Below are 21,956 nucleotides of genomic sequence, written 5' to 3'. Positions count from 1 at the left end.
GTGCCGGCGTTCGTGCCGTTGTCGCGCTACCCCGAGTTGCGGCGAGACTTGGCGCTGATTGTGCCTCGCGATGTCGCCGCTCAGGCCGTGCTGGACTGTGCCCAGGCGGCTGCCGGCGAGATCTTAATCGACTTGAAGCTCTTTGATATTTATCAAGGTAAAGGTGTTGATCCAGAAAGGAAAAGCTTAGGGCTAGGCTTGACGTATCGGCATTCATCGCGCACTCTTAATGAGGAAGAAGTTACCCTGTCCGTCGGCGCAGTTGTACAGTCGCTGCAGCAGCGTTTTGGCGCCAGTTTAAGGAACTGAATGTGATGACGTCCCTCACCAAGGCTGAAATGGCCGAGCGCCTGTATGAGGAGCTGGGCCTTAACAAGCGTGAGGCGAAAGAGCTGGTCGAGTTGTTTTTTGAGCAGATTCGCCATTGTTTGGAGAATAATGAACAGGTGAAAATCTCGGGGTTCGGTAATTTTGATCTCCGTGATAAAAGCCAGCGCCCCGGGAGAAACCCGAAAACTGGTGAAGAAATTCCGATTTCGGCGCGCCGTGTAGTGACCTTTAGGCCGGGGCAAAAATTGAAATCCAGGGTAGAGGACTATGCTGGAACCAAGTCATAACGACGAATTACCGCCGATACCGGGCAAGCGTTATTTCACCATTGGTGAGGTAAGCGAGCTGTGTTGTGTGAAGCCCCATGTGTTGCGGTATTGGGAGCAGGAATTCCCGCAGTTGGCGCCGGTTAAGCGTCGCGGCAATCGGCGTTATTACCAGCACCAAGATGTGCTGATGATTCGTCAAATACGCAGCTTGTTATATGAGCAGGGCTACACTATCGGTGGTGCGCGGCAGCGCATGTCTGGGGATGAGGCAAAGGATGACTCGTCGCATTCCAGGCAGCTTATCCGACAGATGCTCGGTGAACTGGAAGAATTGTTAAAAGTTCTAAAAAGATAGTTCACAGTGTCATTTAGTTGGGGTATGATTCTGCCCCTCATTTCGGGGCGTAGCGCAGTCTGGTAGCGCACCACACTGGGGGTGTGGGGGTCGCAGGTTCGAATCCTGCCGTTCCGACCATATATGAAAAGGGCCGCCATCGTGCGGCCCTTTTTTATTGTTAGATTCTTTTCAAATTTCAATGCCGGTGGAAATTACCATAAGTGCTATCCGGCGTTGGACTCGGTTGTTTTCTTGTTCTTCAGCTTACTGATTACCCTACAAAAGCAGTGCGTTAGCAAGGCTGTGTGGTGGGGCTTTGTGCCGCTAGGTTAACTAGGTTAGGGGCGAGAGCTTTTGTGATGTGAGTCACTATAATCAATACGTATAAACGCGTATCATCGCGCTATAGAAGAAATCAGGCTGGACGCAGATCTGGCTGTTAGAACAACAAAATGTCTGGAGGACAAACTGTGAAATACCATTCAATGAAGAAACTTTCGCTGGCGACAGCCATCGCCGCTGCGTCATCACTTTCTGCTGCGGGCCCGTTGGCGCCAGTGATCGAGCCATTGGCCGATGGCCTGGCGGGTACTCCACTTGTAGAGTTGGTTGGTCCTCTGGGTGAGCTGGATTCTCAGCTGGGTGCCCTGGAAGGTGGTGACAACCCGCTGGAGGCGATTGTCGCTGAGCTTCAGGCCGGCCTGGAAGCGGGTGCTGAGGGTGAAAACCCCCTGCAGCCCCTGTTGGATCAATTGCAGGGCGGTGGCTCCGATGGTGAAAATCCGCTGCAGCCTCTGCTGGATCAGCTGCAGGGCGGTGGTGGCGAGGGTGAAAACCCACTGGCACCTTATGCTCTGCAGTTAACTAAAACTGTTGATGATTTGGCAAATGATCTGGCCGGCGAAGACGGTACCGTTGATGCGGTGACCGACGTGGTAGATGCCCTGGCCACTGATCCCGAGTCAGCCCAAGCTAGCGCTGAGGCGGTTCCTGTCACTCTGGAGACCGCATTTGCTCACTTACAGGAAAATCTGATGGGCTTTGCTCCCGAGGGCGATTCTGAGGGTGGTGATAACCCGTTGGCGGAGCTGGCTGCCGAGCTTCAGGCCGGTGTAGAAGGTGAGGGTGGTTCATCGGAAGGTGAAAATCCGCTGGAAGCCGCGGTCGCTGAACTGCAGGCTGGTTTAGAAGGTGAGGGTGGCTCGTCGGATGGTGAAAATCCGCTGGAAGCCGTTGTCGCTGAGCTTCAGGCTGGCCTAGAGGCAGAAAGCGGTAGCGAAGGTGGCAATGACGGTGAAAATCCATTGCAGCCGGTGCTGGATGTGTTGCCGATGCCGGCACCTTCTGAAGGCGGTGATAGCGACTCGGAGCCCAGCGCGCTGCCTTTGTCGTTCGCATTTTCGTTTGAGTCTGCAGCCTTCTCTACATCGTTCAGCTTTGACGGTCAGGAGCCTGATTTTGCCCTTCCTACGCCCTAATATGCGTAGAGAAAATTAGTAAGTGTTGAGAAAAAGCCGGTTTCTTGAAGGAGCCGGCTTTTTTTGCTTTTCAGTTAGGGTACGCTGTATCAGAATGAACGCTATTATTAAGATAAGGCGTTTTTATAACCAGGCAGGCATCGGCATTTGAATTATCGGTTTGCTATACAAACATTGCTGTTCAGCGTATTGGTGTTGCCCTTTGCGACACAGGCACAGCTAATTTCGGTCGACGTACTGGGTGTCGGTGTGGATGTCACTGTCCCGGGTGCGGGCGGTGGTGACGATGATATTTCTGCTTTATCACTAGATGTGCTGAGTGAAGATGCCTTGCTAGGTGCCGGTTTGGCGGGGCAGGATATCTTGTTGCTGGGCGCCCCCAGCGAGCCCCTGGATGGATTGGGCGCCGGTGGTGATGCATTGGCCCCCCTGCTGGATAATCTGGGGGGCGATAGTTCTGTGATAGAGTTTTTACAGGACACGGCCGGTGGTAACGATGTGGTGCCCGAGGTGCTTACCATTGAGTTGCCGGAAGATGACCCTGATCAGGCGGAGGTCGATGCGCAAGGCGAGCGTATCGATAGTGACCGCCCAAAAAAGTTCTTAGGGCGGTCAGCTGCTGCGGCGCAGTGTCGCGACGCTGATCGCGATAGTGTCTGCGACGAAGTTGATCGCTGTCCTAACTCCCCGGCAGGGGCGATCGTACTGCCTTCGGGTTGCCATTTAGATAAAGCGAAGCCATTGGAGTTGCGGGGTGTTAGTTTTGCGACTGATACGGCGCTGCTCAATGCGTCGTCGGCGGCCGTATTGCGCCAAGCTTCACGTATCCTCAAATCACAGCCCCATCTTCATGTGAATGTGGAAGTCGCCGGTCACACGGATGATCGGGGTAGCGATGATTACAATATGCGCCTGGCGATGGCCAGGGCATTGGCGGTCATCAATTTTCTGGTGGCGGAAGGTGTTGAGGCGACTAGGTTGCATGCAGTGGGTTATGGCGAGCATCAGCCCAAGGTCGATATTCGGGGGTTGAACACTGCTGAACTGACTGCGGCGCGGGCGGAGAATCGCCGCGTTGAGCTACGTGTCATCGATGGCGTGGATAACAATTAGGTACCTTAGCGGTTAAGGACATAAAGCATGGCAATTGATTTACCCCCAGTTATTCCGCCCCAGGCATCGACGGCAGAGCGCATAGAGCAGCACAGTGCCAGCCTTTCGCAGTCGAGTTACGAGGCGGTTGTGGCTGGCTACACACTGCGTATTACCGGCAATCGCTATCTGAGTGTTGAACAGCTGGACAGCTTGATGTCGGCTGCCTCAACACCTGCACAGGCCATTAATGCGGTCAATCAGGCCTACTACCAGCAAGGGCATTTGTTGACGACGGTTTATTTTGCCCAGCGCGGCAACACGATCTATGGCCATGTGGTGAACGGTAGTCTGGCCGATATCAAGGCGCCAGCTAAGATCCGCAGCTATTTTTCCGGCTTGATTGGTGACGATGATTTGCTGCGCAGAGAGTTTGATGCCAAGCGGGTGTTGGCTAATCTCCAAAGTGACCGCTCGGGGGTAGATTACAGTGTAAGCTATCAGGTGGGGGCGGATCCCAGTGCTTATACGATGGTTTTTACTGAGCGGCCGAAAATCGATCATGATGCCACCAAGTTAAGTGTGGCGGCGAATAATTACGGTAACCGTTTTCTTGGGCGTTATTTTGGTGCGCTGGCGGCTACCCACGATTTCAGTAGTGGCGTGCAGTTGCAGTTGCTGTATGACCGTGCGCTAACCGAGCTCGGTGAAGTAAATGGCGGTGATTACTACGACGGTTATACGCTGCGCGTCAATTATCCTACGCCACTAGGTTTGTATGGCCTAGAAGCGCGCTATATCGACTATGCGCGCTATGCCGATGCCTCGGTCACCAGCACTAGCGACCCCGCGTTCAGCGGTGGCAGCTGTGATATCGCACTGCTCTGCGCCTTGTTGGGAGACTCCGGTGGTGATTTGAGCGTCGGCGGCGGTGAAACGCTTACCTCGACGGAGCGGGTATATCTGCAGTCGGAGACGCTGTCGTTGGCGTTGACCGGTGAGCAGGTGTTAATGAGTGACAGTTTCTACCGCTTGACGCTGACTGAGCGTCTTGAATATATCGACTCCACGATTGATGTACGGGGGGCGGGAAATTTACTTGATGAGCCCCAAGCCAATGTGGAAGTGGGGCTGAAGTTTAACCGTTTAATGCACTTGGCCGGGCTGCCGAGCAAGCTGACCGCCCAGGCTTTTGTCGATGTTGGCGTGAAGCCAGATAGCGGCACTTTTGCTACGGACGATAGGGATGGTGTGGTTTTTATCGGTCGCCGAACCAGTGAATTTGTGGTTTTTAAACCCAGGTTTTCACTGCAGTCGGCAGTGGTGGACTGGGCTCATCTCACCGTGAGTGCGAGCGGTCAGTATTCAGACGGCAGTCAGCTGCCGCTTCAGCAACAGTATTACCTCGGCGGGAATAATGGCTTGTCGGCCTATTTGCCAGGGGTATTGGTGGGGGATTCGGGGCATTACGCGAAGGTAAAATTTGAAGGTAGCGGCTTACCCTTGTTCGGCTTAGAAGTTAAGCCCTCCCTATTTATTGAGCAGGGCTGGCTGTGGTACGAAGATGCTCGCGGTGACGCCGGCGACACGCGCAGCATTAGCGATGCGGGGGTAGCGCTTAAAGTGAGCTATAAGGAAAGTTTGAGTAGCGAGCTGGTGGTGGCGCGTCCGCTGTCTGATAACAATATCGACAAGCGGTTATTGAAGGCTGCGGAAGTCGACTTTTTTTGGCGTTTAAAGCTGAGTTTTTAGCTGTGGAAAGCTCAGTTGGATGCAGCTGCCGCCCTGTGGTCGCCGCTTAAATAATAGCGTGATGTTGCAGCTGTCGGCGATGTCGCGAACAATCGCCAGGCCTAGTCCTTGGCCCTGGGCGTATTGATCGCCGCGTCGCCCGCGATCCATCAGTACCTCCAACTCATTGGGGTCAAGCCCCCGGCCGTCATCTTCAATGCTGATGACGAGTCCATGGGAGGTGCGGTGACCGTGAATGACAACCGATTGCTGGCAAGCCTTGCAGGCGTTGTCCAGCAGATTGCCGAACAGTTCCAGCAGGTCTTGCTCATCTATCGCCACCGCAGCATCATCGTTGAGCGCTATCTCAAAGTTTATGGTGCGCCCGTGGTGGACTTTGAGTAGGGTGTTTTTCAGACTGTTGAGCAGGGGTTTTAAGGGGGTTTTACGCCGTAGCTGTTGGCTGCCACTACTCACCGCGCGGCGCAGTTGATACTTGATGATGTTGTCCATGCGCTGAATATGTTCGCTGCGTTGGGATTCGTCCAGTCGCTCATTTTTTAGTACTGCTAAAGGCGTTTTTAGACTGTGGGCCAAATCACCCAAGGTATTGCGGTAGCGCTCGCGCTGGCGGCGCTCCTTCTGGATTAGTTGGTTAAGGTTGCCGGTAATGGCTTCGAGTTCAATTGGGTAGTCGTCACTGAGTTGGTCGCTGTCGCCGGTTTCCAGCCGGTGTAAGTCTTTGGCTAGTTTGCGCAAGGGTTTGAGCCCCCAGTACTGAATAATGGCCACCAGTAATACCGATAGTAAGGCGACCAGTCCCAGCCAGGTGGCGAGTTGCCGGCGGAATTGCGCCTGTTCGTTCAGCAGGCTGCGCGTTTCTGAATAGATCGAAAATACCAGCGGGATGTCGCGGCCGCTGTCGGTTTCCCATACCGCTTGATATCGATAAAACAGGAAGGGCTGACCGTCAATTTCGGCACTGCCTAGTTGTTCCTGGCCAGAGTCGGTGGTGTTGGCGCCTGTAGGAAGTTGTAGCGTGTCTGCGCTTAGAGACTGCCAGAGTAGGGTGCCATCGCGGCCGCGAATGTCGGCATACAAGCCGGAGCGGAATTGCCAAAAGCGCGGCTCTTTGAGTCGATCATCGGTGCTGAGGCCTTCATTCTCATCCCATTCGACGGCACCGAGCAGTGAAAAAAACTGTGCTTTGAGGCGGTTTTCTTCCGCTTTGATCAGGCTGCTGTGATAGGCGCTGTCTATCGCCACGGCGGTAAGCCCCAGCAACAGCGGCATGCATAGGATCATCGCCAGCAGTAGCCGGCGGCTGATCGACGGCCGGCGTGAGGCCATGTTCAGCGCTCGGCCTCACTCAGCTCAAAGCGATAGCCGCGACCACGCAGTGTACTGATGGGGCGTAAATCGCCCTGGGGATCAATTTTCTTGCGCAGTCTTGCAATAAACACTTCGATAACGTTGCTGTCGCGGTCAAAGTCCTGGTCGTAGAGGTGTTCGGTCAACTCACTTTTTGACACCACCTGGCCACTGCGCATGGCGAGATATTCCAGGGCATTGTATTCGAAGGTCGTGAGGTTGAGGCTGCGCTCGCCGACGCTTGCGGATTTGGCGGCGGTGTCGATACTCAGCGTGCCGAAGTTGAGTAATGGGCTGGCAAAGCCGGCCGAACGGCGGATCAGCGCGTTGGCGCGCGCTAATACCTCCTCTATTTGAAAGGGCTTGGCCACGTAATCGTCGGCACCGCATTCAAGCCCTTTGACCTTGTCTTGCCAGCTGTCACGGGCAGTCAGAATCAGCACCGGAAGTTTAATGCCTTCTTCGCGCCAGCGGCTGACCAGGCTGATGCCGTCTAGCTTGGGGAGGCCGATGTCGACTACCGCCAAGTCGTAGGGATATTCGCGGCCCAGGAATAGGGCTTCCTCGCCATCGCCGCAGCGGTCACAGGCAAAGCCGGCTTCGCTGAAATTCTCGGCGAGCTGGGCCTGCAGTAGCGCTTCATCTTCCACTATTAATACACGCATGGTGGGCCTTACTTATTGTGGGTCAGTTATTGTCAATGATGACGTTTTTGATTTTGCCGTTCTTTTGCAGAATGCGCACCCGGTAAGCGCTGCCGTGGGAGGAAGGGATTTTTTTTGCGCCAACAGCGCGGCCGCCGTAACGGCGTTCGGCAATGGCAATTGCCTCGCGCGCGCTAAGCCTTTGTTGCACGCCGAGATGCTGTTGCGGAGCGTCGATACGAGGCCGTTGGCCTAGGCCTCTGTTTACGCCGGAATCGAGCAGCGAGCCGGCGTAGATGTGGCCGCTGAGCAGGCTGCCGGCCAGGAGGAGAGCGAGGCGTGTTTGGCGTTGACGACGTTTCATAGAGTCACTAATTGGTAGTTCGGGCCACTTGTTGTGCCATGGCTGTAAAAGCATAGGTTAACGCAGTCTGGCGGCCTATTTCAGCTTCTTTAGCACACGGGGATCAAATGTACGCTTGCAGTTTAGAAGGCATAGGCTTAACTTGCGCTGAACCTCTGAGTCGATAATAGCTGAATAATAAGGAGAAAATGGTGAAGCTCTACACCTTTGATGTTGCCCCCAATCCGCGTCGCGTTGGCCTGATGCTGAAGTACAAAGGACTTAACCTGGATACGGAGCAGGTCGATCTGATGAAGGGGGAGCAACTTCGTCCGGCGTTTAGTCAGATTAATCCACAGTGTACGGTACCGGCGTTGCAGCTCGATAGTGGCGAGGTACTGTGCGACGTTATCGCGATCAATCTTTATTTGGACAGCCTGTATCCCGAGAAGACCGTGTTTGGCAATAGCGCTTTAGAACGGGCGAAAATTGTTGCCTGGTGTCAGCGGCTATATGTCGATGGCTTGGCGGCGGTTGCTGAAGTGCTGCGCAATGGCAGTGAAGCCTTTAAGGGCCGAGCATTGCCGGGGCCACTTGCTTTGCCACAGATTCCCGAGCTAGTTGAGCGGGGGAATCTGCGTATCACTGCGTTTTACGAGGCCATGGACGGGGCATTGAAAGGGCGTGATTTTCTGGTCGGCGATGCGCTCAGTCAGGCCGATATAGACCTCTATGTGGTACTGGGCTTTTGCAACTGGGTGAAGCGCGATATCCCGGAATCCTGCAGTACGCTGCGCCATTGGTTTGACGGTATGAAGCAGCGTTTTGCAGAGTAGCCTACAGATTTAGAAACACCTTCACGCGGCTGTTGAATTTCGGCCTGTGGTCACAGTAGTGGCTGTGCACATGGCGCCGGTAGTGGAGATCGGCTTGGCCGTAGTGACGCCGACTGTGATAGCTGCGGTGCTCGCGTCTGGCGTCCCTGTAACCCTGGTGATAGCCGCGCCAATAGGCGCGTTCGCGCTGCTGATGGCGGTACTCATACGCGGGGTAGTCGCCGTGGGCAGCGTGATGTCGCGGGTGGCGGTGATCTGCCATAGCAGTGCTGCTGAGGGCTAGTAGCAGACCGCCTAGTAGCCACTGTCTTGTGTTCATAGCGCCTCCTTGGTTTGGCTTTAGGCAGTGTGGCTTTTAGCATTACACAGCCAAGGTGAATAGAAGCTGAATTCACCGCTACTCGGCCGAACGAGGGATGTTGTTAAGCAGTGCGGCGGTCCCACAATACCTCTTTGATAACATTTTCGGGGCAGGCCTTCGTGATAAAAAAGACCGTTTTTTGCTTGTGGGCACTGCTGGTGATGGCGCCGCTAGAGGTTTATGCCGATGCCGGCAGGGCGCGATGTCAAAACTGGCAGGCAGAGCGTCAGCTATTGTTCGGCGACCTGCATGTCCACACCAAGTATTCCTTGGATGCCAGTACTCAGGGTACGCGCACATCCCCGGCTGATGCCTACCGCTTTGCGAGGGGCGGGAGTTTGCCGGTACAGCCGTGGTTGCCCAGTGGTGAAGCACTTCGTCATTTGAAGCTGGAGAGGCCGCTGGATTTTGCTGCGGTGACCGATCATGCCGAGCTGCTTGGCGAGCGCGAGATTTGTCTTGATGCTGAACAGCAGGGCTATAGTAGTTGGCAGTGTCGCTTGTATCGGGAGTGGCCTAGGGCGGCATTTTTTCTGTTCAATACTCAGGCGGCGCGGGCCAAGCGTTTGGGTTTTTGCGGCGATGATGGCGAGTATTGCCGACAGCAAGGGAGCGCCGCCTGGCAGGATATCCGCCGCGCGGCGGAGAGCGCCTATGATCGCAGCGAGGATTGCCGCTTTACATCCTTTGTCGCCTACGAGTGGACGGGGGCTGCGCAGAACTTGGCGAATTTACATCGCAACATTATTTTCCGCAACGAGCATGTTCCGTCCCTGCCGTTGAGTTTTATCGACGCTCCCAGCGCAGCGCAGCTTTGGGATGGCCTCGATCAACGCTGTGGGCCGGCGAGTTCGCTGAAAGACTGTGAGGTGCTGGTAATCCCCCACAATAGCAATCTCAGTGATGGCTATATGTTCGCGCTCAACGATGACGGCACGGCGCTCAGCCGGCGTCGGGAGGCTCAGCGTGCGCGCTTAGAGCGGGTGGTAGAGATTATGCAGCACAAGGGCAGTTCCGAATGCTTCTACGACCCGCTGCAAACCGAGGATGAGTTGTGTGGTTTTGAGCAGCTGCCCTACGGGAGCTTTAGGAGCAAGTTTCTCGGCAAAGTATCACCAATGTTGAGCGAGCCGCCCGGTGAGCGCTCGGGCTTTTTGCGCGAAGTTTTGCGTGATGGCATGGCCTATGCGCAGCGCGATGAGGAGGGGCGAAACCCACTGGCAGTAGGCTTTATAGGCAGTAGTGACACACATATTTCGGCGGCCGGTGCAGTCAGCGAATCGCAGTTTCTCGGTCATGGCGGCGCCGGTGTGCCCGCCGGCGACAGCATGCCCTCAGGGCTGCCCGATGATCTGGAGTTTAACCCCGGCGGATTGGCGGCGGTATGGGCTGAGGAAAACAGCCGCGATGCGATTTTTGATGCGCTGCAGCGCCGCGAGGTCTACGCCACCAGCGGCCCGCGGATCGGGATGAGGCTGTTTGCGGCAGCGGACTTGCCCGAAGACATGTGCGAGCGCAGTGACTTTAGCGCGATAGGTTATCGTTCGGGCGTGCCGATGGGGGGCGAACTGGTGGTGGAACAGGGCGTTGCGCCGGTGTTTGCGGTGATGGCGGCGATGGACGTCGGCAGTGACCGTCAGGCCGGTTTACCACTGCAAAAGTTGCAAATCATCAAGGGCAGTGTTGGTGCTGATGGCCAGCGTTCTGAGCGGGTGTTTGATATAGCCCATTCGGGGAAGCAGGCCTCAGTGGATTTGGCGAGTTGCCAGACGCGGGGGGCGGGCGCGGCGCAGCTCTGCGCGGTGTGGCGCGACCCGGATTTTGACCCCGATGGGCGCCATTACTACTATGCGAGGGCCGTGGAAAATCCACGCTGTCGATGGAGTCAGCAGGTGTGCGTGGCGGCGTCGGTGGATTGCAGCAAGCCCGATGCCGTGGCACCGGAATATCAGGCCTGTTGCCGCGCGGATCATCGCCGGCAGATTCGCGAGCGGGCCTGGAGTTCGCCTGTCTGGGTTCAGGCGGCGGGCGCCTAGGGGGCGCTGCAGCATCTGCCTATTCCCCAGGGCGCCCTGCGCGGCGCAGCCTTGCTGTGCCGGCGACGGCAAGGCCGGGAGTCACCAGTGGTGCCGCTTGGCAGCGAGGTGACTACTGCGCAGGGGGCTTCGGTGGTGCGGGGTAGCGGGCCATTTTGATAAGTGGGTGAAAGGCCAACTGAATGCCCTCGTCGATGCGGCTGCTATTGCTGAGAATTTTATTGCGGCGCACAAAGCCTTTTTGGCTTTTACGGCTATCAACGGCATGGAGGGTATCCAGGCCGCCGCGGCTGGAGAATAACGGCTGGCCTTCGACGCTGTATAACGTCACCACCAAACTGGCGCCCTTGATAATTTGCGTCCAGTTAAAATCCATTGGCACGCTGGCGGTGGCGCCCTGGGTAGCCGGCTCGCGGGTCACACCGTACCAGCGCGCGTAGTGCTTCATGCCCGCGCTGTGTTGCACGTCGTGTGCAATCAGGTCGGTAAACAGCACGGCGTCGATATCTTTATGGGCTTGCAGACTTTGAAAGGTGCTCGCCATTACCTTTTGCCAGCCCAGTTGATCCACTTTGCCCGTGGTGGGATCGTAGAACTCACCGAAGTTCAGCAGGGCTTGTTGCCAGGCGTTATTAAACAGGTGTTGGGGAGCAATTTCGTAGTTATTGCTGCGCAGGTAGTCGCCGACCATGCCGTCGATTTTCGTTACGCTGTCCCGTAAGATGGAAAGCGTCGGCTCGCCGGTAACGTTTACGCTGGCGATGATGACCTTTTTTACGGGCTTGTTGGTCAGAGTTTCCTCTGCAATAAAATAGTCGAATACCGTTGGGTTGTAAGTGACTGAGCTGCAGGCGGTTAACACCAGTGCCAGCACGCTAATAACTAGAAACGAAGTTCTCACGACAGTACCTATTTATGTGAATGCGCAGGCATTCTAACAACCGGATCAAAGCATGAGAAGCGAACTTAAAAGTGCGGCGGCAACCTTGTACAGCGAATCTCGGGGAGAGGGCAGTGCCGTAGTACTGCTGCACGGCCTGTTTGGTTCAGCGAGCAATTTGTTGACCTTGTCGCGCAGCTTAGAAAGTCATTATCGAGTGATTCGCATGGATCTTCGCAATCACGGTAAGTCGCCGCATCGCGATTATATGGATATACCGACGATGGCGCTGGACGTCGCCCGCACCCTGGATACTTTGGGTATTGAGCGGGCAGCCCTGTTGGGGCACTCGCTCGGTGGCAAAGTGGCCATGCAGTTGGCGGCGACACAGCCCGAGAGAGTCAGTCGTCTGGTGGTGGCCGACATTGCACCGGTAAGCTACGGGCGCGGGCACGATGCGATTATCGAGGGCTTGCTGGAGCTGGATTTGCGCTCCTTGCGCAATCGGGAGCAGGCCGATGCGCTGCTGCAAAAGGCGGCGCCAGAACTGCCGGTCAGGCAATTCCTGCTGAAGAACTTAGTGCGTGAGGGAGACGGCTGGGCGTGGCGGATGAATTTGCCCGTGATTGCGGATTGTTACGACTTATTGCGCGATGCGCCGGCGCAATCACCGTACCGGGGGCCGACACTGTTTATTCGCGGTGAATTATCTCGCTATATTGTCGATGACAACCGAGTGGGGATTATGCGCCAGTTCCCCGATAGCCGCCTTGAAACGATCGCCGGGGCGGGGCATTGGCTACATGCGGAGAGGCCTCGTGAATTCAATGCCTTGGTCGGTGATTTTTTGGCAGAGGGCTGAGTGTGATAGATGCGATTACCGCCGGCCTGTATGCCGAGCAGCCGACTGACACCTTGTACCACTACACCTCCTTGGCTGGCGTGCTTGGCATTATTGGCAGTGGGGTCATGTGGGCCAGTGATATTCGCTACATGAACGATTCGGCAGAGCTGCGTCACACTGCTGATTTGGTCAAGCGCGAGGTGGAGTTGCGCATTGCTCAGGGACACGACGAACCGGGCTTGCTCAATGCCTTTATCGACTGGGTGCAGCACCGTATCACCAATGGCCATATCCTGTTCGGGGCCTCATTTCGCTCCAACGGTAATCTGCTTAGTCAGTGGCGAGGCTATAGTTCGGTGGGTAAGGGTGCCAGTCTTGGCTTTAATGCGCGCTATATCCGGCAGCGAGCGGTTGAACAAGATTTCAAGCTGGGGCGTTGTGTCTACGAGCGCCGCGAGCAGCAGCGGTTGATCAGTCAAATCGTCGACGCGGTTGAGCTGTTAGTGGTGAGCGAAGAGGGCGCTGAGCCGGGTAGTTTCCTGCCACTGTTTGCCCACTTGGAAACCGACTTGCTGCGCATTGCAGCAATTCTTAAACACCCGTCTTTTGAAGAAGAACAGGAGTGGCGCCTGGTGTCGCCGGTGATTTCGAACTACCGTGAGGCCAGCGTATATTTCCGCGAGGGGCGCAGCATGCTGGTGCCCTATATGAAATTTTCGCTCAGTGCCGAAGGCGGTATTGCCTTGGACCACGCCTTTTTGGGGCCGACCCCTAATATCAGCTTGTCGATGAACTCGCTGGAGATGTGTTTGATGAAACAGGGAATACGGCCGCGACGGGGTATCGACTACTGTCAGATACCCTATCGCCAGCGCTGATATTACTGTCCCGCTAGAATAAAGTCGGCGCAGCGTTCACCGATCAATACCGCTGTGGCATTGGTGTTGCCGGAAATGATAGTCGGCATGACCGATGCATCGGCAACGCGCAGGCCGTCGATGCCGTGCACTTTCAGATACTGGTCGACTACCGCCATTTCATCGCTGCCCATTTTGCAGGTGCCCACCGGATGATAAACCGACTCGCCCGTGTTGCGGACAAACTCGAGGATTTCCTCGTCGCTCTGCACATCGCTGCCCGGCACTAGCTCTTCTCGCCGCCAGGGGGCGAATACCGGTGCTTCAAATATTTCGCGGGTCTTGCGAACCGCGGCAATGATTTTTTGGCGGTCTTCTTCTTCGGCTAAATAGTTGTGGATGAACGCCGGGGCTTCTTTGGGGTCGGTGCTGCGTATATGCACCCAGCCGCGGCTCTTGGGGCGCAGGTAACAGACGGTGGCTGTGGTGCCGGGCACGGTTAGCATGCGGCCCTTTTCGTCTTGATCGCCGGCTGCGGGGGTGAAGTGAATTTGAGCGTCGGGTCGCTCTACTTGCTCTGAGGTGCGGAAAAACACGCCAACCTGGGAGGCGGGGTGAGCGAGCATCCCGCGGCCCTTAAACCAGAATTTCATCAGGTTGCTGAGCATGGGCAGCGGGCGGGACTCTTCGTAGAACGTGCGCAGTCCTTCAAAGGAGCGCTGGGTGTTCACGGTGAGGTGGTCTTGCATGTTTTCGCCGACACCGGGCAGGTTTTGCACGGACTTTATGCCTTTTTGGCGGAGCATGTCGGCATTGCCTATGCCGCTGAGTTCAAGTAGCTGGGGCGAATTCATCGTACCGCCGCAGAGAATGATCTCGCCGCGGCAGCGCGCAGTGATTTCCTGGCCTTTTTTAACGTAGCGCAGGCCCGTACTGCGGCGCCCTTCGAAGATAATCTGGCTGGCCAAGGCATTGGTTTCGATGGTGAGGTTGGCGCGCTTGGCGGCATTGCGCAGGTAGGTGCGAGCGGTACTTTGCCGGCGGCCGCGACGGATGTTGACCTGGTAGAAACCGGCGCCTTCTTGCTGTTCGCCATTGAAGTCGGGGTTGTAGGGAATGCCGGCTTCTTGTGCGGCCTTTACATAGAGCTCGGCCATTTCATAGTGGTCTTTTACATCGTCGACAAACAATTGTCCGTCGCGGCCATGGTAGTCGTCGCTACCTTCTCCGACATAGGCTTCGTTGCGCTTGAAAATCGGCAACAGCTTGTCGTAGCTCCATTCGCTGTTGCCCAGCTCAGCCCAGTGGTCGTAGTCCTCTTTTTGGCCGCGGATATAGACCATGCCATTGATTGAACTGCAGCCACCCAAGATTTTGCCGCGCGGCTGATCAATGCGACGACCATTCATGTGCGGCTCGGGATCACTACTGTAGCACCAGCTGAACTTGGGATTTTTCATCGTAAAGGCAAAGCCCAGTGGCATATGAATAACCGGGCTGCTGTCTTTGCCGCCGGCCTCCAGCAGCAGAACGTTGCGTTGGCCGTCTTCGCTGAGGCGATTTGCCAGTGCGCAACCGGCAGAGCCGGCGCCAACAATGATGTAGTCGTAAAGCTTGGTCACGGTGAAATTGCCTCGCATTATTGTTGTGTCGACGTCCGGCATTAGCCGTGTGACGCGGTTAGGGAGTTGCCTATCGTAGTGCCTATTGTTGTCGGCGTTAAGTTATAATTATGTAACCTTCCGCCAGGCAAGTCTATCCTCGGCCTGGGCGGCGCTATCTCGCCAGCCAAAGCGCTCTATGAGGGCGGCATAGTGGCCGTCTACGGGGCAGTGGACGTAGCATTCGCGGTCGTCTAGAGGGTGGCGGAAATGCAATGCGAGGGCGTGCAGTAGCAGCCGTGGGCAGCCCAGCTGCTGGGCGAAATAGCGATTGTGGCGGCCGCGCCCGTGCTTGGCATCACCAATAATCGGGTGGGCGATATGCTTCATGTGGCGACGAATTTGGTGGGTGCGACCGCTTTGCGGCTCGGCGAGCACAAGGGAATAGCGGGAAGTGGGAAAGCCTTCGATTTCTACATTTAGCTGGTGCTGGGCCAGGCTTTGGTAGTGGGTTAGCGCCGGTTTTGCCTCGCCAAACTCGGGGCGGCCGGCATAGGGGTCGGGGTCGGCGCGCAGCGGGTGATCGATAGAACCCCGAGCGGGACTGTAACCTCGCACCACCGCTAGGTAGGCCTTGCGTACGCGGTGGTTGGCAAATTGCTGACTGAGGATGTCGGCGGCATTGGCATTGAGGGCAAACACCATCAAACCCGAGGTGGGCTTATCTAGGCGGTGTACCGGGTAGATCCGCTGTCCCAGCTGATTGCGTAACAGTTGCAGGGCGAAGCGGGTTTCACGGCGGTCGATTGGGCTGCGGTGCACCAGCAAGCCGCTGGGTTTGTTGACCACAACCAGGTGCTCGTCGCGGTAGAGCAGTGGCAATGTCTCTGTCGAGGAGGCGCGGGTTGCGGTGTTTTCGCGGTGGTTTGATGAAGAGTTTGTCATATTGGCGCAGTTTTCTTGTCGGTTTAGGCGTTGCGGGTTAGATTCCCCGCAATGTGGGCCGTGAACGGGCCCCGTTTATTACGTGGAGATCACAGTGGCGGAAAAATTTACTTGTCAGCCCGTTGATATGACTTTTTTCGAATCGGCCCCGTTTAGTTATGTCGCGGAGCAGCGCTTTGCGGTAAGCGCCAGCGAGGTATTTGCTTCCTTTGAAAACGCTGACGATTGGCCGCGCTGGGCGCCGCCAATTCAACGCGTGGAGTGGACGTCGCCGCAGCCCTTTGGTATCGGTACCACCCGTACGGTGCATATGCTGGGAGGCCTAACCGGTTTTGAAGAGTTTATCGCCTGGGAGCAGGGGAGGGAAATGGCTTTCTGTTTCACCCATGCCAGCCGAGATAATATTCAGTCGTTTGCCGAGCGCTATGAGGTCGACGAACTTGGGCCCAATAGCTGCCGGGTACGCTGGACCATGGCGATGAAGCCCAAGGGCTTCAGCAAGTATTTTTTGCCGGTGTTTAGTCCGGTGATGCAGTTGGGCGTGACGATGATGCTGAAGAATTTAAAGCGCTTGCTGGAGAAACGCGCCGCCTGAACAGGCGACGCGCTGTCGATCAGTTGTTGGCGAGTTGCTCGGCGTTTGCAATTTCGCTATTTAACTTGTTGATAATAGTGTCTATATCGCTTTTGGAGAGTTTGCCCTGTTTCAGGTAGCTGATTTCTCCTTTGGCATTAAGCAGGATCACTGCGACCCCCTTCGATTTTAAGTTCCACGCCGCCAAGCCGCGTCCGGCATCATCGGCAACCAGTACCGCTTCCGGGTGGGCGCGTTTGTTTTTGGTTAACTCACTGGCCACCATGCCAGAGGTTCCCCAAAGTGCATCGTCTAGGTTGACGACCGAGATAGATTGAAAGACCCCAGGGGCATAGCCAGCGGATTCCAGACGTGTGCGCAGCGGTGCGATGGTGGCGTCAGAGGACATGCGTGCCGCCATATGGAAAATCAGCGCCGGGCTGCCGCTGCGAATGGTGGCGCTAGACCAAGGGGTATAGCTCACTTTGTCGCCAGTGAGGACCAGCTCGCCACGGCTGGGGATGTTGAGAGCCGGCAGGCTGCCGCCGACTTCCAGCGCAGCACTGAGCCCACTGCTACACAGCAGAGCGAATGCCATAAATAGTTTCCACGAACGCAGCATGAATAAATCCTTATTAGTAGTTAGTTGGGCAAGCGGCGGCAGAATAGCACAGGCTTTAGTCGCTAATAATGACGCTTAGTTCACATTATGCCAACGCTATCTTAACAGCGCCTGAACTCAAACTAAGACCAGCTATTCACCGAAAAGTGTCGCGATCAAGCGGCGCGGGCCACCGTGATTGCGGTGCTCACCAAGATAAATGCCCTGCCACGTGCCCAGGGCGATCTGTCCCCGGGTGATCGGCAGGCTCAGGCTACTGCCCAGCATGCTGCACTTGATGTGCGCCGGCAGGTCGTCGTCGCCCTCGTCCCGGTGGCGGTAGAGGGCGTCGCCGTCGGGGACTATGCGGTTGAACAGGTTTTCAAAGTCCTCGCGCACCGTGGGGTCGGCGTTTTCGTTCAAGCTGAGAGAGGCTGAGGTGTGCTGGATAAACAGCTGTATGATGCCGGTGGACAGCTCGGCTATTTCCGGGAGCTGCTTAACGACTTCGCTAGTGATCAAGTGGAAGCCACGCGGCCTGGCGCGCAGCTGTAAGGATTTTTGTATCCACATATTGCTTGGCTCCTGTTGCTGCCTGCCAGCTGGCAGTTTTGGGCTAGGGCAGTGCCCCGCCGCAGTACTTGCAAAAACTGGCATCGCGCTCGTGACCGCGTTCACGGCAGCTAGGGCACTGTTTGCGGCTGGCCTGCCGCTGGTTCTCCTGCATTAACTCAGCACTTAGTATCCCGGTGGGAATGGCGATGATGGCATAGCTGGTAATCATGGCTAGGGCTGCGATTGAGCGTCCAAAAGGAGATTGCGGCACGATGTCGCCGTAGCCGACGGTCGTGACGGTGACGATGGCCCAGTAGATACTTTGCGGCAGGCTGGTGAAGCCACGCTGTGGCCCCTCAATGAGGTACATTAACGAGCCGAAGACGATGACCAGGGTGACGACGGTGATAAAAAATACAGTGATCTTGTGACGTGCAGACCTGATCGAGCGCAGCAGGATATTGGCTTCGGACATGTATTTGAATAATTTGAATACGCGAAAAATACGCAAAACGCGGAAGATGCGGATAACGAGTAAGTGCTGAGCACCGGGAACAATCAGTGCCAGGTAGGTCGGTAGGGTGGCGAGCAGATCGATAATGCCGTAGAAACTGGTGATATAACGGCGGCGATCTTCCGAGCAGTAGATTCGCGCCAGGTACTCGATGCTAAACATCACCGTAAAAGCCAGTTCGGCGGCGTAGAAGATATCGCCATAGGCGGCGTGCAGCGGTTCTACCGAATCGAGAAACAGCGCAATGACGCTGCTGATAATGATAATGATCAGTGCGATGTCGAAGTTTCGGCCGGGCCCAGGCTCGGTGCCAAAAATAATTTCGCGCAGGCTGAGTTTAAAGTTGTTCAGGCTCATACCGCGGCCTCTTCTCGCAGTACGGTCGTTATCTTTTGGCAGAGTGTGGCCAGCTGTTGGTCGTTAATGACATACGGAGGCATGGTGTAGACCAGTTTGCCAAATGGCCTGATCCAGATGCCGTGGTCGACGAAGCGCGGCTGAATACTGGCCATATTTACCGCTGTTTTCATTTCGATAACGCCAATGCCGCCCAAGCAGCGAACGTCGGCGACGCTAGCTAATTCCCTGGCAGGAGCTAGGCCGCGCTCGAGCCCGTTTTGCAGGCGGGCGATGTTGGCCTGCCAGTCCTGTGAAAGTAGCAGGTCGATGCTGGCGTTGGCGATGGCGCAGGCCAGCGGGTTGCCCATAAATGTTGGGCCGTGCATAAATACACCGGCTTCGCCTTCACAGATGCCGCGGGCGATGTCCTCGCTGCACAGCGTCGCTGCCAGGCTCAGGTAGCCGCCAGTGAGGGCCTTGCCTAGGCACATAATGTCGGGGCTGATGCCGGCGTGGTCGCAGGCAAACAATTTTCCGGTGCGGCCGAAACCCGTGGCAATCTCGTCGTGAATCAATAGCACATTGTGCTGGTCGCAAAGGGCGCGCAACTTGCGCAGGTAGTCGGCGGAGTACATCCGCATGCCGCCGGCGCCCTGGACAATGGGCTCGACGATAACCGCGGCGACTTCGTGGCTGTGCTTGGCCAGCAGTGTGGTCATTGAGGCCATATCGGCGTCGCTCGCGGCGTGGCCAAATTCGGTTTGCGGCGGCTCGGCAAACAGTTGTTGAGTCAAGACTTCGCCGAACAGGTGATGCATGCCATTGACCGGATCACAGACCGCCATGGTGGCAAAGGTGTCGCCATGGTAGCCGTTGCGCAGGGCAATAAGTCGACTTTTCTTTGCCTGGCCCTTGGCAATCCAATATTGCAGAGCCATTTTAATGGCCACTTCTACGGCCACTGAGCCCGAGTCCGAGAGAAACACTCGGGTCAGCGGCTCGGGCGTGATATCCACCAGCCGCTTGCCAAGGGTTGCCGCTGGGGCGTGGCTTAGGCCGCCAAACATCACATGAGACATATCGTCGAGTTGGGCCTTGGCGGCGGCATTGAGGGCGGGGTGGTTGTAGCCATGAATAGCTGACCACCAGGAAGACATGCCATCGAGCAATTCGCGGCCATCGGCTAATTTCAACAAGGCGCCATGAGCCGATTGCACGGGAAACATCGTGGGGGCTTCCAGGGCCGAGGCATAGGGGTGCCAGATGTGTTGGCGGTCCCACTGTAACCAGGTGTTGGTGTCGATATTGCGGTAGTCGGTCATGGCGCTCTCCACTGCTGGCCGGCTATTCTAGAAGTTGATGGCGGCTTTTGCACCTGCTGTGCCGGTGGCCAATACGGCTGCCCCGGCGATTTATTACACGAGGGTTGAACTATGACAGATTATCGCAGGGAAAAAGACAGTATGGGCGAGGTCAGGGTGCCGGTGGCGGCTAAGTATGGTGCACAGACCCAGCGCGCGATCAATAATTTTGCGATCAGCTCACTGACCTTGCCCGATAGCTTTATCGATGCTGTATTGCATATCAAGCGCGCAGCCGCGCAGGTAAATGCCCAAATTGGTGTACTTGATGGCCCTCGTTGTACCGCGATTGTGAGTGCTGTCGATCGTTTGCTCAGCGGTGAGCACCGCGATCAATTTCCGGTGGATGTGTTTCAAACGGGGTCGGGCACCAGCACGAACATGAATGTCAATGAGGTGGTGGCGTGCTTGGCCGCCGAGGATTCGGCATTGGCGATCAGCGCCAATGATCATGTCAATATGAGTCAGAGCAGCAACGATGTGATTCCCTCGGCGATTCATCTCAGCGCTGCATTGCAGATACGCAATAATCTTTTGCCGGCATTGCTAGAGTTGCAGGAGTGTATCGACCAGCGTGCTGACTCACTCAGAGGGGTGATTAAGACCGGTCGCACGCATTTGATGGACGCCATGCCGATAAGTGTCGCTCAGGAACTGTCCGCCTGGTCTTGTCAGGTGGCCAAGAGTCGCGAACGCCTGGAGTTTTCACTGAGTCAGTTATGCCAACTCAGCCTGGGGGGAACGGCGGTAGGCACGGGCATCAATGCGCCCCAGGGGTTTGCCGCAGCGTGTTGTCAGGCGCTCAGTGACAATGTCGGTTTGCCGCTGCAGGTCAATCGAAATTTCTTTGAAGGTTTGGCCTGCCAAGATACGGCGGTTGCGGCGTCGGGGCAATTGCGCGGCCTGGCAGTGGCGTTAATCAAGGTCAGCAATGATCTGCGGTGGATGAACAGTGGGCCGCTGTCAGGGCTGGGCGAGATTCAACTTAAAGCCCTGCAGCCCGGTAGCAGTATTATGCCGGGCAAGGTGAATCCGGTGATTCCTGAGGCAGTGGCGATGGCCTGTGCTCAAGTGATGGGCAACGATAGCTGCGTTGCGCTGGCCGGCCAGTCGGGTAATTTCCAGTTGAATGTCATGTTGCCGGTGATTGCCTACAATCTGCTGCAGAGTATTGAGTTGATGAGCCATGCCAGCGAGGCGCTGGGTAAGCAGTGTATCGCTGATTTTGTTTGCGAAGAGGCGAATATGCAGCGGGCGCTGTCTAAAAATCCGATACTGGTGACGGCGCTCAATCCGATCATTGGCTATGCGAGGGCGGCAGAAATCGCCAAGCGTGCCTATGCCGAGGGGCGAGATATCATTGAGGTTGCCGAGGAGATGACCGACTTAAGTCGCGATCAGTTGCGCGACGTGCTCGACCCCGCGGTTCTCACCAAAGGCGGGCTGCCCTCGGGGGAGACCGATTAGTGGGGCGCTTGTAACAGCGGGGTCAAGGTGTTGCTGACTGCACGCGCTAACTGCGGTTGAGCCTGGGCGTTTGGATGAATACCATCGGCTTGCATTAAGCTGGGGTTTCCCGCAACGCCGTCGAGAAAAAAAGGCAGCAGTGTGACGCCGTGTTCCTCTGCCAGCTCGCGGTAGAGAGCGGCGAAGCCTTCGCTATAGCGCCGCCCGTAATTGGGGGGAATGCGCATACCCAGTAGCAAGATATCGGCGCCGCTGTTGCCGCTAAGGGTGATCAATTGTTTCAGGTTGTTGCGTATGCTAGCGAGTGGGTAGCCACGCAGCCCGTCGTTGCCGCCCAGTTCTATGATGACGATTTTAGGTGAGGTCTGTGCAAGCAGTACGGGAAGTCGCTGCAGACCACCGGCAGTGGTTTCGCCGCTGATGCTGGCGTTGATTAAGCGATAGCGTTCACCCAGTTCATTGCTCAGCTGGGTTGCCCAGCCCCTGTCGGGATCAATGCCGTAGCCAGCGCTCAGGCTGTCACCGAGCAGTAAAATGTTTTGGCTGCGCGCATCGCCATAGGTCGATACACTCGCCACAGACAAAATGCC

The 21,956-nt window shown here is 56.3% G+C and carries 23 protein-coding genes, 1 tRNA gene and 1 pseudogene; 13 read left to right on the top strand and 12 right to left on the bottom strand.

The window, feature by feature from the left end:
- From ABYM29_RS00500 to ABYM29_RS00470, 7 genes and pseudogenes are all read left to right on the top strand, one after another.
- Nucleotides 1-309: pseudogene (locus ABYM29_RS00500) on the top strand (phenylalanine--tRNA ligase subunit beta); the annotation flags it as partial.
- Between the two features lie 5 nt (nucleotides 310-314).
- Nucleotides 315-617: an integration host factor subunit alpha gene (gene ihfA / locus ABYM29_RS00495; RefSeq protein WP_022960519.1), complete on the top strand. Its 303-nt coding sequence runs from the start codon at nucleotides 315-317 to the stop codon at nucleotides 615-617.
- Nucleotides 598-954, top strand: coding sequence for a MerR family transcriptional regulator (locus ABYM29_RS00490; protein WP_372860749.1), 357 nt, complete (start codon nucleotides 598-600; stop codon nucleotides 952-954). The genes ihfA and ABYM29_RS00490 overlap by 20 nt, the downstream gene beginning before the upstream one ends.
- A gap of 43 nt (nucleotides 955-997) precedes the next feature.
- A tRNA-Pro gene (locus tag ABYM29_RS00485) sits at nucleotides 998-1,074 on the top strand.
- A gap of 332 nt (nucleotides 1,075-1,406) precedes the next feature.
- Complete coding sequence (locus ABYM29_RS00480) at nucleotides 1,407-2,414, top strand: hypothetical protein (RefSeq protein ID WP_372860748.1); 1,008 nt, start codon at nucleotides 1,407-1,409, stop codon at nucleotides 2,412-2,414.
- Nucleotides 2,415-2,561: 147 nt separating this feature from the next.
- Nucleotides 2,562-3,527, top strand: coding sequence for an OmpA family protein (locus ABYM29_RS00475; RefSeq protein WP_372860746.1), 966 nt, complete (start codon nucleotides 2,562-2,564; stop codon nucleotides 3,525-3,527).
- Nucleotides 3,528-3,554: 27 nt separating this feature from the next.
- On the top strand, nucleotides 3,555-5,258 hold the full coding sequence (locus ABYM29_RS00470) for a hypothetical protein (protein ID WP_372860744.1): 1,704 nt from the start codon (nucleotides 3,555-3,557) through the stop codon (nucleotides 5,256-5,258).
- On the opposite strand, the gene ABYM29_RS00465 is transcribed toward ABYM29_RS00470, so the two are convergent.
- The 3 genes from ABYM29_RS00465 to ABYM29_RS00455 are packed head-to-tail and all read right to left on the bottom strand — an operon-like array spanning nucleotide 5,241 to nucleotide 7,616.
- Complete coding sequence (locus tag ABYM29_RS00465; protein WP_372860741.1) at nucleotides 5,241-6,587, bottom strand: ATP-binding protein; 1,347 nt, start codon at nucleotides 6,585-6,587, stop codon at nucleotides 5,241-5,243. The two genes, ABYM29_RS00470 and ABYM29_RS00465, sit on opposite strands and share 18 nt — an antisense overlap.
- Before the next feature lie 2 nt (nucleotides 6,588-6,589).
- The gene (locus tag ABYM29_RS00460) at nucleotides 6,590-7,273 is read right to left on the bottom strand and encodes a response regulator (RefSeq protein WP_372860739.1); all 684 of its coding nucleotides are present in this window, start codon (nucleotides 7,271-7,273) and stop codon (nucleotides 6,590-6,592) included.
- A 22-nt stretch (nucleotides 7,274-7,295) separates the two neighbouring features.
- Nucleotides 7,296-7,616, bottom strand: a complete 321-nt coding sequence (locus ABYM29_RS00455; RefSeq protein WP_372860736.1) for a PepSY domain-containing protein — start codon at nucleotides 7,614-7,616, stop codon at nucleotides 7,296-7,298.
- A 188-nt stretch (nucleotides 7,617-7,804) separates the two neighbouring features.
- Here ABYM29_RS00455 and ABYM29_RS00450 point away from each other — a divergent pair, with 188 nt between their 5' ends.
- Entirely contained in the window at nucleotides 7,805-8,431 is a 627-nt protein-coding gene (locus ABYM29_RS00450; RefSeq protein ID WP_372860734.1) for a glutathione S-transferase family protein, read from the top strand.
- A gap of 1 nt (nucleotide 8,432) precedes the next feature.
- Here the strand turns inward: ABYM29_RS00450 and ABYM29_RS00445 are convergent, their stop codons facing one another.
- Nucleotides 8,433-8,750 (bottom strand): hypothetical protein, encoded by a 318-nt coding sequence (locus ABYM29_RS00445; protein ID WP_372860732.1) that lies wholly within the window; start codon nucleotides 8,748-8,750, stop codon nucleotides 8,433-8,435.
- A gap of 161 nt (nucleotides 8,751-8,911) precedes the next feature.
- Here ABYM29_RS00445 and ABYM29_RS00440 point away from each other — a divergent pair, with 161 nt between their 5' ends.
- A complete protein-coding gene (locus tag ABYM29_RS00440) occupies nucleotides 8,912-10,828 on the top strand; it encodes a DUF3604 domain-containing protein (RefSeq protein WP_372860729.1) in 1,917 nt (638 codons plus the stop codon).
- Between the two features lie 112 nt (nucleotides 10,829-10,940).
- Here ABYM29_RS00440 and ABYM29_RS00435 read toward each other — a convergent pair whose 3' ends face one another.
- Complete coding sequence (locus ABYM29_RS00435) at nucleotides 10,941-11,729, bottom strand: hypothetical protein (protein ID WP_372860727.1); 789 nt, start codon at nucleotides 11,727-11,729, stop codon at nucleotides 10,941-10,943.
- Nucleotides 11,730-11,781: 52 nt separating this feature from the next.
- Between ABYM29_RS00435 and ABYM29_RS00430 the strand changes: the two genes are divergently transcribed.
- Together ABYM29_RS00430 and ABYM29_RS00425 are read left to right on the top strand one after the other, a co-directional pair.
- A complete protein-coding gene (locus ABYM29_RS00430) occupies nucleotides 11,782-12,570 on the top strand; it encodes an alpha/beta fold hydrolase (protein ID WP_372860726.1) in 789 nt (262 codons plus the stop codon).
- 2 nt (nucleotides 12,571-12,572) lie between these two features.
- Nucleotides 12,573-13,430, top strand: a complete 858-nt coding sequence (locus tag ABYM29_RS00425; protein WP_372860724.1) for a DUF2971 domain-containing protein — start codon at nucleotides 12,573-12,575, stop codon at nucleotides 13,428-13,430.
- 2 nt (nucleotides 13,431-13,432) lie between these two features.
- Here the strand turns inward: ABYM29_RS00425 and ABYM29_RS00420 are convergent, their stop codons facing one another.
- A complete protein-coding gene (locus tag ABYM29_RS00420) occupies nucleotides 13,433-15,031 on the bottom strand; it encodes a GMC family oxidoreductase (protein ID WP_372860721.1) in 1,599 nt (532 codons plus the stop codon).
- 108 nt (nucleotides 15,032-15,139) lie between these two features.
- The gene (locus ABYM29_RS00415) at nucleotides 15,140-15,955 is read right to left on the bottom strand and encodes a pseudouridine synthase (RefSeq protein WP_372860719.1); all 816 of its coding nucleotides are present in this window, start codon (nucleotides 15,953-15,955) and stop codon (nucleotides 15,140-15,142) included.
- Between the two features lie 127 nt (nucleotides 15,956-16,082).
- Between ABYM29_RS00415 and ABYM29_RS00410 the strand changes: the two genes are divergently transcribed.
- Complete coding sequence (locus tag ABYM29_RS00410) at nucleotides 16,083-16,550, top strand: SRPBCC family protein (protein WP_372860717.1); 468 nt, start codon at nucleotides 16,083-16,085, stop codon at nucleotides 16,548-16,550.
- A 19-nt stretch (nucleotides 16,551-16,569) separates the two neighbouring features.
- On the opposite strand, the gene ABYM29_RS00405 is transcribed toward ABYM29_RS00410, so the two are convergent.
- The 4 genes from ABYM29_RS00405 to bioA form a co-directional block, all read right to left on the bottom strand.
- Nucleotides 16,570-17,127 (bottom strand): YtfJ family protein, encoded by a 558-nt coding sequence (locus ABYM29_RS00405; RefSeq protein WP_372860714.1) that lies wholly within the window; start codon nucleotides 17,125-17,127, stop codon nucleotides 16,570-16,572.
- Nucleotides 17,128-17,283: 156 nt separating this feature from the next.
- Complete coding sequence (locus ABYM29_RS00400) at nucleotides 17,284-17,703, bottom strand: secondary thiamine-phosphate synthase enzyme YjbQ (protein ID WP_372860712.1); 420 nt, start codon at nucleotides 17,701-17,703, stop codon at nucleotides 17,284-17,286.
- Nucleotides 17,704-17,746: 43 nt separating this feature from the next.
- Complete coding sequence (locus tag ABYM29_RS00395; protein ID WP_372860709.1) at nucleotides 17,747-18,556, bottom strand: ion transporter; 810 nt, start codon at nucleotides 18,554-18,556, stop codon at nucleotides 17,747-17,749.
- Nucleotides 18,553-19,860: an adenosylmethionine--8-amino-7-oxononanoate transaminase gene (gene bioA, locus ABYM29_RS00390; RefSeq protein ID WP_372860707.1), complete on the bottom strand. Its 1,308-nt coding sequence runs from the start codon at nucleotides 19,858-19,860 to the stop codon at nucleotides 18,553-18,555. Before bioA ends, ABYM29_RS00395 begins: the two co-directional genes overlap by 4 nt.
- A 111-nt stretch (nucleotides 19,861-19,971) precedes the next feature.
- On the opposite strand from bioA, the gene ABYM29_RS00385 reads away from it, so the two are divergent.
- Complete coding sequence (locus ABYM29_RS00385) at nucleotides 19,972-21,366, top strand: class II fumarate hydratase (RefSeq protein WP_372860704.1); 1,395 nt, start codon at nucleotides 19,972-19,974, stop codon at nucleotides 21,364-21,366.
- Here the strand turns inward: ABYM29_RS00385 and ABYM29_RS00380 are convergent.
- A complete protein-coding gene (locus ABYM29_RS00380; protein ID WP_372860702.1) occupies nucleotides 21,363-21,944 on the bottom strand; it encodes an arylesterase in 582 nt (193 codons plus the stop codon). The genes ABYM29_RS00385 and ABYM29_RS00380 overlap by 4 nt on opposite strands.
- Nucleotides 21,945-21,956 lie beyond the last annotated feature (12 nt).

It is taken from the genome of Spongiibacter sp. (assembly GCF_041602295.1).
Lineage (GTDB): Bacteria > Pseudomonadota > Gammaproteobacteria > Pseudomonadales > Spongiibacteraceae > Spongiibacter.
The sequence above is the reverse complement of the archived record's forward strand: the minus strand, read 5'-3'. Positions and strand labels throughout refer to the sequence as shown.